This is a genomic window from Gammaproteobacteria bacterium (assembly GCA_016712635.1).
In the GTDB taxonomy this organism is placed as follows: Bacteria; Pseudomonadota; Gammaproteobacteria; order SZUA-140; family SZUA-140; genus JADJWH01.
The window spans coordinates 207,280-220,556 of record JADJQS010000015.1 but is presented as its reverse complement, the minus strand read 5'-3'; the positions used below and the strand labels follow the sequence as shown (position 1 = coordinate 220,556).

8 protein-coding genes are annotated in these 13,277 nt (G+C 65.4%); 1 reads left to right on the top strand and 7 read right to left on the bottom strand.

Annotated elements, in window-relative coordinates; translation table 11 throughout:
* Nucleotides 1-13 precede the first annotated feature (13 nt).
* Nucleotides 14-3,166 carry an efflux RND transporter permease subunit gene (locus IPK65_13935; protein ID MBK8164186.1) on the top strand — a complete coding sequence of 1,051 codons (3,153 nt, stop codon included), beginning with the start codon at nucleotides 14-16 and terminating at the stop codon, nucleotides 3,164-3,166.
* A gap of 67 nt (nucleotides 3,167-3,233) precedes the next feature.
* On the opposite strand, the gene IPK65_13930 is transcribed toward IPK65_13935, so the two are convergent.
* From IPK65_13930 to gltB, 7 genes are all read right to left on the bottom strand, one after another.
* Nucleotides 3,234-3,890, bottom strand: a complete 657-nt coding sequence (locus tag IPK65_13930; GenBank protein MBK8164185.1) for a cytochrome b/b6 domain-containing protein — start codon at nucleotides 3,888-3,890, stop codon at nucleotides 3,234-3,236.
* Between the two features lie 139 nt (nucleotides 3,891-4,029).
* A complete protein-coding gene (locus tag IPK65_13925) occupies nucleotides 4,030-4,425 on the bottom strand; it encodes a hypothetical protein (GenBank protein MBK8164184.1) in 396 nt (131 codons plus the stop codon).
* A gap of 178 nt (nucleotides 4,426-4,603) precedes the next feature.
* Nucleotides 4,604-4,999, bottom strand: a complete 396-nt coding sequence (locus IPK65_13920; protein ID MBK8164183.1) for a hypothetical protein — start codon at nucleotides 4,997-4,999, stop codon at nucleotides 4,604-4,606.
* Nucleotides 5,000-5,057: 58 nt separating this feature from the next.
* A complete protein-coding gene (locus IPK65_13915) occupies nucleotides 5,058-5,948 on the bottom strand; it encodes a hypothetical protein (protein MBK8164182.1) in 891 nt (296 codons plus the stop codon).
* A 20-nt stretch (nucleotides 5,949-5,968) separates the two neighbouring features.
* A complete protein-coding gene (hemE, locus tag IPK65_13910) occupies nucleotides 5,969-7,033 on the bottom strand; it encodes a uroporphyrinogen decarboxylase (protein ID MBK8164181.1) in 1,065 nt (354 codons plus the stop codon).
* A gap of 70 nt (nucleotides 7,034-7,103) precedes the next feature.
* Complete coding sequence (locus IPK65_13905; protein ID MBK8164180.1) at nucleotides 7,104-8,546, bottom strand: glutamate synthase subunit beta; 1,443 nt, start codon at nucleotides 8,544-8,546, stop codon at nucleotides 7,104-7,106.
* A 3-nt stretch (nucleotides 8,547-8,549) separates the two neighbouring features.
* On the bottom strand, nucleotides 8,550-13,217 hold the full coding sequence (gene gltB, locus IPK65_13900; protein ID MBK8164179.1) for a glutamate synthase large subunit: 4,668 nt from the start codon (nucleotides 13,215-13,217) through the stop codon (nucleotides 8,550-8,552).
* Nucleotides 13,218-13,277 lie beyond the last annotated feature (60 nt).

The window sequence follows — 13,277 nt, the reverse complement described above, 5'->3', positions numbered from 1 at the left end:
AGCGAGCACAGCCGTGAAAGACTTTTCGCGCTTTTTCGTCGACCGTCCGATCTTCGCCGCGGTCATCTCCATCCTGATCCTGACCGCCGGCCTGATCGCCCTCCCGCTGCTGCCGATCACCGAATATCCTGACGTGGTACCCCCCACCGTGCAGGTGCGCGCGGTCTACCCCGGCGCCAATCCCAAGGTGATCGCCGAGACCGTCGCCACCCCGCTCGAGGAGGCGATCAATGGCGTCGAGAACATGATGTACATGAAATCGGTCGCCGGTTCCGACGGCGTCATGTACCTGACCGTTACCTTCAAGCCCGGCACCGATATCGATCTTGCCCAGGTACAGGTGCAGAACCGCGTCAACCAGGCCAGCGCACGCCTGCCGGAGGACGTGCGCCGCCTCGGCGTGACCACGGAGAAGCAGTCTCCGAACCTGACCATGGTCGTGCACCTGCTCTCGCCCGAGAAGACCTACGACGCGCTCTACCTGCGCAATTACGCGACGCTGCACGTGAAGGACGAGCTCGCGCGCATCCCCGGCGTCGGCATGGCGATGATCTTCGGCGGCGGCGACTACTCCATGCGCGTCTGGCTCGATCCGGACAAGGTCGCGGCGCGCGGCCTCACCGCCGGCGACGTGGTGAACGCGATCCGCGAGCAGAACGTGCAGGTGTCGGCCGGCCAGATCGGCGCGCCGCCGCAGCCGCGGACCAGCGACTTCACGCTCTCCATCAACGCCCAGGGCCGGCTCGTCACCGAGGAGGAATTCGCCGACATCGTCGTCAAGACCGGCGCCAGCGGCGAGCTCACCCGCCTGCGCGACGTGGCGCGGCTCGAACTCGGCGCCGCAGACTACGCCCTGCGCTCGCTGCTCAACAACGGACAGGCGGTGGCGGTCGTCATCTTCCAGGCCCCCGGCTCAAACGCGATCGAGCTGTCGGACCAGGTGCGCGCACGCATGACCGAGCTCGACGACCTGTTCCCCGCCGACATCAAATGGGATGTGGTGTACGACCCGACCGTGTTCGTGCGTGGTTCGATCGAGGCCGTGGTAACCACGCTGCTCGAGGCGGTGCTGCTGGTGGTGCTGGTGGTAATCCTGTTCCTGCAGACCTGGCGCGCCTCGATCATCCCCCTGATCGCCGTGCCGGTCTCCATCATCGGCACCTTCGCCGTGCTGCTCGCGCTCGGATTCTCGATCAACACGCTGACCTTGTTCGGGCTCGTGCTCGCCATCGGCATCGTGGTCGACGATGCCATCGTGGTGGTGGAAAACGTCGAGCGCAATATCGAGAACGGCCTCACGCCGCTCGCCGCCGCGCACCAGGCGATGCGCGAGGTGAGCGGACCGATCATCGCCATCGCGCTGGTTCTCGTCGCGGTGTTCGTGCCGATCTCCTTCCTGTCCGGCATCACCGGCCAGTTCTACCGCCAGTTCGCCGTCACCATCGCGATCTCCACCGTGATCTCGGCGATCAACTCGCTGACCCTGTCACCGGCGCTGGCCGCGGTGCTGCTGAAGCCGCACGGCGCGCCGCCCGACCTGCCGACGCGCATCATCGACCGTCTGTTCGGCTGGGTGTTCCGCCCGTTCAACCGCGCGTTCCGCGGCGCCGCCCATGTCTATGCCGAGAGCGGCCGGCCCGCACTGAAGCGCGCGCCGCTCATGCTGGTGGTGTATCTGATCCTGATCGGGGCGACGGTGGTGATGTTCCGCACCGTACCCGGCGGCTTCATCCCGACGCAGGACAAACTCTACCTGATCGGCGGCGTGAAGCTGCCCGAGGGCTCGTCCCTCGACCGCACCGAGGAAGTGGTGCGCAAGATGAGCGAACTGGCGCTGTCCACCGAGGGTGTGCGCGATGCCGTCGCCTTCCCCGGCCTGAACGCGCTGCAATTCAACAACACTCCGAACGCCGGCACGGTGTTCTTCGGCCTCGACGGCTTCGACGAGCGCGCGCGTCCGGCGCAGGACATCGTGGCTGAGCTGGGAGGCAAGTTCGCCACCATTCAGGAGGCCTTTGCCTTCGCCATCATGCCGCCGCCCATCCTCGGCATCGGCACCGGCTCCGGCTATTCGCTCTATGTGCAGGATCGCGCGGGCCTCGGCTACGGCGAGCTGCAGAATGCGGTCAACGGCTTCGCCGGCGCGCTGTCGCAGGTCCCCGGCATGGGCTTTCCGTTCAGCTCGTACCAGTCCAACGTGCCGCAGCTCACCGCAGAGATCGACCGCGTCAAGGCGAAGGCCCAGGGCGTGGCGCTGACCGACGTGTTCGAAACGCTGCAGATCTACCTCGGCTCGGTGTACGTGAACGACTTCAACCGCTTCGGCCGCACCTACCAGGTGTACGCGCAGGCGGACGCGCCCTTCCGCGACGCCGCGGAGGACATCACGGCGCTGCGCACGCGCAACCAGAACGGGGAGATGGTACCGATCGGCAGCGTGGTGACGGTCGGCCAGACCTACGGCCCGGACCCGGTGATCCGCTATAACGGCTACCCGGCGGCGGACCTGTTCGGCGAATCCGATCCGCGCGTGATGTCCTCGCAGCAGGCCATCGGCGTGATCTCCGCCATGGCGCCCCAGGCGCTGCCTCCCGGCATGAGCTTTGAATGGACCGACCTCAGCTTCCAGCAGGTGACCCAGGGCAACGCCGCGCTGGTGGTGTTCCCGCTCTCCGTGCTGCTGGTGTTCCTGGTGCTCGCCTCGTTGTACGAGAGCTGGACGTTGCCGCTCGCCGTGATCCTGATCGTGCCGATGTGCCTGCTGTTCGCGCTGTGCGGCATCTGGCTCACCGGCGGCGACAACAACATCTTCGTGCAGATCGGACTCGCCGTGCTGATGGGACTGGCGTGCAAGAACGCCATCCTGATCGTCGAGTTCGCGCGCGAGAAGGAGCTCGAGGGGATGGGTCCCGTCGAGGCGGCGATCGAGGCGTGCCGCCTGCGTATGCGTCCGATCGTGATGACCTCCATGGCCTTCATCGCCGGCGTCACCCCCATGGTGTTCTCCAGCGGCGCCGGCGCCGAGGTGCGCCAGGTGATGGGCGTCACCGTGTTCTCCGGCATGATCGGGGTGACGCTGTTCGGCCTGTTCCTGACGCCGGTGTTCTATGTCACCCTGCGGAAGCTGGTGCTGCGGAGGCAGATGAGAAGGGAGACAGGGGCTTAAGCGGGGACACTGCAGGCTGTCCTTGAATTCTGCCCCCGTTTTTCAGACACGCCCCGATGTACGCGGGTCAGCCCTCGCTCCGGCGCTTCTTTCCGGTGATCATGGCCTTCACGAGATTCTCGCGGTGCAATCTGCCGGAAACGATGACACCGGCGATGTGCAGGGCGATCAGCAGCAGCGTGACATTGGTCGATATCTCGTGCAATTCCTCCCAGAATTCTTCGCCCGGCTTCTCGCCGTCATCATGGCGGCCTTCGCCGCGTTCGCCGGCCCCCGAATCCTCATCCTCTTCGCCCTCATCGGCCTGCGCGTAGCTGATGAGTGAGGAATCCCCGGCCAGCGGACCCTTGCCTTCCTCGATGGCGTAGAGCTTGAGACCGCTGATCGAGATGACGAACAGGCCGGCCAGCAAGGCCATGATCATCCATCCGCCGGCGGGATTGTGGCCAAGGTAGTGCCTGGGATGTCTGCTTATCACACTGTTGAGATAGGCGTAGACCGTCGAGGGTGAATACAGGAAATCGCTGAAGCGCGCATGGCGGGTGCCGACGAAGCCCCAGATCACCCGAAACGCGATCAGCCCGAGAACCACATACCCGGAGTAGATATGCCAGGGATTTTCCTCCTCGCTGGTCAGGTAGGCCACGATAAATAAGGTCACCAATGACCAATGGAACACGCGGACGAGGATGTCCCAGACCTTCACTTTATTGTTATTGTTCACCTTGATGGATCTCCTGCGCCTAAGCGGCGTCCCTTATAAATGCCGACTCCGGCGGTGGCACGGTTGAATTGGTGCGTGCGTGTAATCTTAGCTGTCAGGGTAAGGCCCGGCAGCACGGCGCCGCCGGACCGCCGTGTTCCTACTTGCCGGCCCGCTCCAGCTGCACCGCATGGATTTTCATGGCGCCGCCCTCTTTGACGAACTTCGAACTGTAGAGCGTGACCGTCATATCGTGCAGATAGGCTTCGCGCAGCGTTTCCGCGATCTCCGTGTTGACGACCGGGTCTTCGTGCAGCGACAGGGTAAACACCTTGTCGCCCGTGGTATCCAGGGTGATGAATACCGTGTTGTTGGTGATGTCGTCGTTCTTGCCGAATTTGTAGTCCTTGATCTGGTTGCGATAGAGAGAGATCTTGCCCATGTTCTTGTCCGAATGCGTATCGGGCAAGTGCAGGGAACTCGGCGCATCGGCCTGCGCGGCTAGCGTAAAGGCGAGTCCGGCGGTCAGCAGGCTGCTTTTTACGATGACATTCATGACTGTGATCCTCCTTATCAGGGTTGTTCCTTATAGAAGGATTACAGGATGACAAATGAAGCTTAAAGACGCCTTAACGCCCGCAGAGGTTGATCGCGGCGCGCTCGCCATGCGCGCGGGGAGGAAATATCGAACGGGAGGGGGTATATCCGGCGTATACGCCGATACGTTGTGAAGATCAGTCGGCGTCGATCTGGTGGGATACGATGCTGAGCGAATCGTTGGCGCTGACCCAGGTCTTGAGCGTCAACAGCTCCGAGGCATGACCGCGTTCATAGCTGGTATCCACCGTGTAGATGTAGAACTTTCCGCTGTATACAGTGTTCTGCTCCTCGGCGCTGATCTGGAAGGATTGCAGCACACCCAGCTTTTCCAGATGCTGCCGCAGGGTGTCCTCCGCCAGGGCGCGATCCTTTTCCGGATGGAAGCGCGCCGCCTCGGCGAACTGCCCCTGCTGGATGAGCTGATAATAGCGCTCGGTCATGCCGCGCGCCTTCATGTCGCTTTCCGACGGGCCGCAGGCCGCGAGCACGAGCACGCATGCGATCACTGCTGTCGCGCCAATAGCCCTCATGGTATGCCTCCCTGTGTTCCGGACCGACGTGCGCATTATAGCGCGAAACGCTGCCGGTTCAGACGGTGAATCCGCGCGTGCGCAGGTACTGCCTAGCCTCGAGCGCGGTGAGCGCGAGATCAAGCTCCTGTTCCCAGTCGTAGGGATCGACAGCCTCCATCTCGTGCTCCACGTGGATGGCGCGGTATGGCTCGTCGGCGAAGATCCTGACGTGGCGCGTCTCCTCAATGCTCGGCGTGAGGTCCGGCCACACCTCGTGCAGCAGATCCTTCGGCCGCACGATCGTCCATTCAGCGATCTGCCGGTAGCGCGCCGGCAGCTGTGTGTAGGCCTCGGCGGTGCCGGTCTGGCGCCGGCCGCTGGAGGCGTCGGCGTGATCGGTGTGGATGAAGACGATCAACCGTGGCGCATGCGCCAGGATGGCGGGCGTGCGGTTGACGTCCGCGGGCATCCAGGCCGAGAACGCGACATCGATCGGACGCGTCAGCGTCTCAAGCGTGTCGCTGCTCGGCTCATAACAAGAGGAGTCATAGAATTCGGCGATCTGGTTCGGCTTGTCGGCCGGGTCGGTCAGGCCGAGCACGCGCACACCTTCGCGCGCGAGCAGGCTCCCGAGGAAGCCGTTGCGTCCGTGGACGTCGCATATCAGCGGGTCGTCCGCCACCTGGCGCGCGCACTGCGCGATCTGACGCAGCTCGGCGCGCAGCGGATAAAACGGCGCGACGGTATGGGCATGCTGCGCCGGATCGCGGTCCGGATTGCTGAATACCAGCGCATGCAGCGGCAGCTCCCGGATGCGCTCGGCGAAGGACAGCGCCGGATTCCAGGCCGGATGCAGCCGCTCCTGAAACGAGATGATGCGGTTGAACATCTCCTCGGAAAAACCCGCGAGCCGGCGCAGTTTCTCGAACTCGGGCGGAAGGTCCTGCGCTTGTTCTGGTCCGTTCATGGTGCGATCGCCGCCGGAGGTTACGCGTGGAAGCGCGCGCTGAGCTCGTGCACGGCCTCGATGAAGACGCGCACGCAGGTGGGATCCACATGCGGGTGGATGCCGTGGCCGAGGTTGAAGACATGGCCGTTGCCCGCGCCGTAGCTGGCGAGGATGCTGTCGACTTCGGCGCGGATGCGATCCCGCTGGGCGTAGAGTGCGCACGGGTCCATGTTGCCCTGCAGCGCGACGCGGCTGCCGACCCGGCGGCGCACCGTGCCGATGTCCACGGTCCAGTCGACGCCGAGAGCATCCGCGCCGCTTTCCGCCATCGCCTCGAACCACTGCGCGCCGCCCTTGCTGAACAGGATGACAGGCACGCGCCTGCCCTCATGCTCGCGCATCAGCCCCGTGATGATGCGCGTCATGTAGGCGAGGGAGAATTCGAGATAGTCGCGCGTGGTCAGTACGCCGCCCCAGGTGTCGAACAGCATCAGCGCCTGCGCGCCGGCGCGGACCTGGGCGTTGAGGTATGCGGTGACAGCCGCGGCGAGCTTGCCCAGCAGGCGGTGCATCAGCGCAGGCTGCGCATACATCATGCCTTTCACCCGGGCGAATTCCTTGCTGGTGCCGCCCTCCACCATGTAGGTGGCGAGCGTCCACGGGCTGCCCGAGAATCCGATCAGCGGTACGCGCCCCGCAAGCTCGCGCCGGATCAGGCGCACCGCATCCATGACGTAGCCCAATTCATCCTCCGGATCGGGCACGGGGAGCGCGTCGATGTCGGCCGCGCTTTGCACCGGGCGCTCGAAGCGCGGACCCTCACCCTGGGTGAAGTGCAGGCCGAGTCCCATCGCATCGGGCACGGTCAGGATGTCGGAAAACAGAATGGCGGCGTCGAGCGGGTAGCGCTCGAGCGGCTGCAGCGTCACCTCGCAGGCGAGCTCCGGCGTGCGGCACAGGGTCATGAAATCGCCGGCGCGCTCGCGCGTGGAACGGTACTCGGGCAGATAGCGCCCGGCCTGCCGCATCATCCACACCGGTGTGACGTCCACCGGCTCGCGCAGCAGGGCGCGTAGAAATCGGTCGTTCTTCAGTTCCTGCAAGACGTACATCCTCCCCGCGCGCATGCGGCAACGGTTGCTGCCGCGGTCTGTTTCCGTATGGAGCCGCGGCTCAGCGCGGCAGTTCGGTGCGCCCCATCAGGAACTTGTCGACGGCATGGGCGGCCTGACGCCCCTCGCGGATCGCCCATACCACGAGCGATTGTCCGCGCCGCATGTCGCCGGCGGCGAATACCCTGGGGATCGATGTCTGGTATTGTTCCGTGTCAGCCATCACGTTGCCGCGCGCATCACGCGTCACGCCGAGCTCCTCCAGCAGGCCGGCGTGCACGGGATGGACGAAACCCATCGCGAGCAGCACCAGATCCGCCTTCATCTCCAGCGTCTGCTCCGGCAATTCCTTCATCTGCCAGCGACCCTGCGCGTCCTGCTGCCAGTCGACGCGGATCGCGAGCAGTGTCTTCACCTTGCCGCCCACGCCACGCAGTTCCCTGGTCGCCACGCACCAGTCGCGCGCGACGCCCTCCGCCTGCGAGCTCGAGGTGCGCAGCCGGTTCGGCCAGTACGGCCAGATCGTGCCCTTGTCCGGCGTCTCCGGCGGCTTCGGCAGTATCTCGATCTGTGTCACCGAGCGTGCGCCCTGGCGGATCGAGGTGCCGATGCAGTCGGAGCCGGTATCGCCGCCGCCGATGACGATGACGTGCTTGTCCCTGGCGCTGATCGCCTGCCCGGCCGGGATCGCATCGCCCGCGTTGCGCCGGTTCTGCTGCTCGAGGAAGTGCATGGCGAAGTGCACGCCGTCGAGTTCGCGCCCCGGCACCGGCAGGTCGCGCGGCTGCTCGGCGCCGCCGGTCAGCATCACGGCATCGAACTCGTCGAGCAGGCGGGCAGCGGGCAGGTCACGCCCGACGTGGACGCCGGTGCGGAAGATCACGCCCTCCTGCCGCATCTGCTCGGCGCGGCGGTCGATCAGGTTCTTTTCCATCTTGAAATCCGGGATGCCATAGCGCAGCAGGCCGCCGACGCGGTCCTGTTTCTCGAATACGGTGACGGAATGGCCGGCGCGCGCCAGCTGCTGCGCGCCGGCGAGACCGGCGGGACCGGAGCCGACCACCGCCACCTTTTTGCCTGTCGGGCGCGCGGCAGGCTGCGGTCGGATCCAGCCCTGCTCCCAGCCCTTGTCGACGATGGCGCACTCGATGGTCTTGATCGTCACCGGGTTGTCGTTGATGTTGAGCGTGCACGCCTCTTCGCACGGCGCCGGGCAGATCCGCCCGGTGAATTCAGGGAAGTTGTTGGTCGAGTGCAGCACCTCGAGCGCCTCGCGCCACTCGGCGCGGTAGACGAGATCGTTCCAGTCCGGAATGATGTTGTTGACCGGGCAGCCCTGATGACAGAACGGGATGCCGCAATCCATGCAACGCGCGCCTTGCTGGGCAAGGTCCGGTTCGGTGAGCGGAACGAAGAACTCCGAATAGTGCTTGATGCGCTGCTCTACCGGCGCATACTTGCGATCCTTGCGCTCGTAATCGAGGAATCCGGTCGGCTTGCCCATGACTCAGCGACCTCCCCTGGCCATCGGGGCGGCCACACCGGCCGCGGCCAACTGTTCCGCCTTCATCTGCTCGAGCGCCTTGCGATAATCGACCGGCATAACCTTGACGAAACGCGGCAGGTAATCGCTCCAGCGCTCCAGGATGCGGCGCGCGCGTTCGCTTCCGGTGTAGTGCAGATGCTGCTCGATGAGGCCGCGCAGGCGCCTGGCGTCGAAACGCGACATGTCGTGGAAAATCTCGACCCGGCCGTGGGTCTCGAGGTCGCCGCCCTGATGTTCGGTCTGCTCCAGCGCATCGTCCTCTTCCTTGACGGGCTCGAGTTCCACCATCATCAGGTTGCAGCGGCTCTCGAAATCACCCGTCTCGTCGAACACATAGGCGATGCCCCCGCTCATGCCGGCGGCGAAATTGCGGCCGGTCTGACCCAGCACCGCCACGATGCCGCCGGTCATGTATTCGCAGCCGTGGTCGCCCACGCCCTCGACTACCGCCACGGCGCCGGAATTGCGCACCGCGAAGCGCTCGCCGGCGACGCCGCGGAAATAGCACTCGCCGCTGATCGCGCCATACAGCACCGTATTGCCGATGATGATGTTCTCCTCGGGTACGATCGGGCAGTCCGCGGCCGGCCGCACGACGATGCGTCCGCCCGACAACCCCTTGCCGACGTAGTCGTTCGCCTCGCCGATCAGGTCGATGCTGACGCCGCGCGCGAGCCAGGCGCCGAAGCTCTGTCCGGCCGTTCCGCGCGCGGTGATGCTGATGGTGTCGTCGGGCAGGCCCGTGTGGCCGTAGCGCTCGGCGACGCGGCCGGACAGCATGGCGCCGAAGGTGCGGTTGGTGTTCCCTATCGCCGTCTCGATGCGGACCGGCTTCCCATGCTCGAGCGCCGGTTTCGCCTGCGCGATCAGCATGTGGTCGAGCGCATTCTCGAGACCGTGCTGCTGGGTCTCGCAGTTGTAGATCGCCACGCCGGCCGGGGCCTCGGGCCGGTGGAGGACGCGCGAGAAATCCAGACCGCGCGCCTTCCAGTGCGTGACTGCCTTGCGCGTGTCGAGGCGGTCGGAGCGGCCGATCATCTCGTCTACGCGGCGGAAGCCGAGCTGCGCCATCAGCGTGCGCATCTCCTCGGCGACCATGAAGAAGTAATTCACCACATGCTCGGGCTTGCCGGTGAAACGCTTGCGCAGCACCGGATCCTGCGTCGCGACGCCGACCGGGCAGGTGTTGAGGTGGCATTTGCGCATCATGATGCAGCCTTCGACGATGAGCGGCGCGGTGGCGAAGCCGAATTCGTCGGCGCCGAGCAGCGCGCCGATCACCACGTCGCGGCCGGTGCGTATGCCGCCGTCGACCTGCACCGCGATGCGGCCGCGCAGGCGGTTCAACACCAGGGTCTGGTGCGTCTCGGCGAGCCCGATCTCCCACGGCAGGCCGGCGTGCTTGATCGAGGTGAGCGGGCTCGCACCGGTGCCGCCGTCGTGGCCGGCGATGGTGACGTGGTCGGCATGCGCCTTGGAGACGCCCGCCGCCACCGTGCCGACACCAACTTCGGACACCAGCTTGACGCTGATGCGCGCCCGCGGGTTGACGTTCTTGAGATCGTGGATCAGCTGCGCCAGGTCCTCGATCGAATAGATGTCGTGGTGCGGCGGAGGTGAGATGAGACCGACACCCGGCGTCGAGTGGCGCACGCGTGCGATCACCTTGTCCACCTTGTGGCCGGGCAGCTGGCCGCCCTCGCCGGGCTTGGCGCCCTGCGAGATCTTGATCTGCAGGTCATCGGCGTTGACCAGGTACTCGGTGGTGACGCCGAAACGGCCGGAGGCCACCTGCTTGATCGCCGAGCGCATGGAATCGCCGTTCGGCAGCGGCTTGAAGCGCTCGGACTCCTCGCCGCCCTCGCCGGTGTTCGACTTGCCGCCGATGCGGTTCATCGCGATGGCGAGCGTGGTGTGCGCTTCGCGCGAAATTGAGCCGAATGACATGGCGCCGGTGGCGAAGCGCTTGACGATCTCCTTCGCCGGCTCGACTTCCTCAATCGGAACGGGCTGGGCGTCGAACTTGAAGTCGAACAGGCCGCGCAGCGTCAGCAGGCGCTCTTCCTGCCTGTTGATCTGCTGGGCGAACTCCTGGTAGGTCTGGTAGCTGTTGGCGCGCGCCGCGTGCTGAAGCTTGGCGATCGAGTCGGGCGTCCAGGCATGATCCTCGCCGCGGATGCGGTAGGCGTAGTCCCCTCCGACATCGAGCGCGTTGCGGTAGACGGGGGCGTCGCCGTAGGCATCGCGGTGCCAGCGCACCGATTCCTCTGCCACTTCGCGCAACCCGATCCCCTCGATCATGGATGCGGTGCCGGTGAAATATTTGTCGACGAAACCGCTCGCGAGCCCCACCGCATCGAAGATCTGCGCGCCACAGTAGGACTGATACGTGGAGATGCCCATCTTCGACATCACCTTGAGCAGCCCTTTCCCGATCGCCTTGATGAAATGCGCGTGCGCGTCGTCCGGCGTCTCCCTGATCGAGGGATGCTCGCACATCGCGGTGAGCGTCTCGAAGGCGAGATAGGGGTTGATGGCCTCGGCACCGTAGCCGGCGAGCAGCGCGAAGTGATGCACCTCGCGCGCGGCACCGGTCTCGACCACCAGGCCGCATTCCGTGCGCAGCCCGGCCCGCACCAGGTGATGGTGCGCCGCCGAGACGGCGAGCAGGGCCGGGATGGCGATATGATCACAGTCAACCGCGCGGTCGGACAGGATCAGGATGTTGTGCCTGTCCTCCACAGCCTGCCTCGCCTCGTCGCACAGGCGCGCCAGAGCGGACTCCATGCCCTCCGCACCCTGCGCGGCGTCATAGCAGATATCCAGCGTGCGCGTACGGAACACGCCGTTCGTGTGCTCGTGGATGGCGCGGATGCGTTCGAGATCCTCATTGGTGAGCACCGGTTGATGCACCTCGAGCCGCATGTGCGTGCCGGCGGTGTCGAGTGCGAGCAGGTTGGGCCGCGGCCCGATCAGCGAGACCAGCGACATGACCAGCTCCTCGCGGATGGAGTCGATCGGCGGATTCGTCACCTGGGCGAAATTCTGCTTGAAGTAGTTGAACAGAGGTTTCGGCTTGCGCGACAGCACCGCGATCGGATTGTCCGCGCCCATCGATCCCACGGCCTCCTGTCCGGTCACCGCCATGGGCGCCATGAGGAACTTGACGTCCTCCTGCGTGTAGCCAAAAGCCTGCTGGCGGTCGAGCAGGGTATCGCGCTCCGGCGTGCGCATCGCATGCGCGTGCAGCGGGAGATTGTTGAGCATTACCTGGGTGCGGTCGAGCCACTGCTGGTAGGGATGCGCGTCGGCGAGCGCGGTCTTGAGCTCGGCGTCGTCGATGATGCGCCCCTGTTCCATGTCGATGAGGAACATCTTGCCTGGCTGCAGGCGCCACTTCTTCACGATCTTCGCCTGCGGTATATGCAGCACGCCCATCTCCGATGCCATGACCACCAGGTCGTCATCGGTGATCAGGTAACGCGCCGGACGCAGGCCGTTGCGGTCGAGCGTCGCGCCGATCTGGCGGCCGTCGGTGAACGCCAGTGCGGCGGGGCCGTCCCACGGCTCCATCAGGGCGGCGTGGTATTCATAGAAGGCGCGGCGCTTCTCCTCCATCAGCGGGTTGCCGACCCACGCCTCGGGCACCAGCATCATCATGGCGTGGGCGATGGGGTAGCCTCCGGCGACGAGAAGCTCCAGCGCGTTGTCGAAGCAGGCGGAATCGGATTGACCCTCGACGATCAGCGGCCACAGCTTCCTGAGATCATCTCCCAGGAGCTCCGATGACATCGAATGCCGGCGCGCCGCCATCCAGTTGATGTTTCCGCGCAGCGTGTTGATCTCGCCGTTGTGAGCGATCATGCGGAATGGATGCGCGAGGTCCCACGACGGAAAGGTGTTGGTGGAGAAGCGCTGATGCACCAGGGCCAGCGCCGAGACCAGGCGGTCATCGCCGAGATCCTTGTAATAGGCATCCACCTGGTTCGCCAGCAGCATGCCCTTGTAGACCAGGGTGCGGCAGGAAAGTGACGGGATATAGAAGCGGCCACAGTCGCTCCAGCCCGAGGTGCGTACGGCATTCTCCACCACCTTGCGGATGACGAACAGCTTGCGCTCGAACACCGTATTGTCGGAGGTGGCGTGGCCGCGTCCGACGAAGACCTGGCGCACATACGGCTCGACCGCGCGCACGCTGGCTCCGAAGCAGCTGTTGTCGGTGGGAACATCGCGCCAGCCGAGCACACGCTGCCCTTCCGCGGCGACCGTTTGTTCGATCAGCGCCTCGCAGGCGGCTCGCGTCTTCGCGTCGCGCGGCAGGAAGATCATGCCGACGCCGTAGTTGCCCGCCGGCGGAAGGGTGACGCCGCGCGCGGCGCACTCGGCGCGCAGGAATGCGTCCGGTATCTGGATCAGGATGCCGGCGCCGTCGCCAGCCAGAGGATCGGCGCCGACGGCGCCGCGGTGGGTCAGATTCTCCAGGATCTGCAGACCCTGACGCACGATGGCGTGGCTCTTGCGTCCCTTGATATGGGCGATGAAGCCGACGCCGCACGCGTCATGCTCGTTGCGCGGATCGTACAGGCCCTGCTTCTGCGGCCTACTGTGTTGCATACTCTCGTTGTGCATGTTCTTCCAGACTCGACTGTTGTGTGTCTCGCTCACCCGCCGACGCGCCTGCCGTGCGGT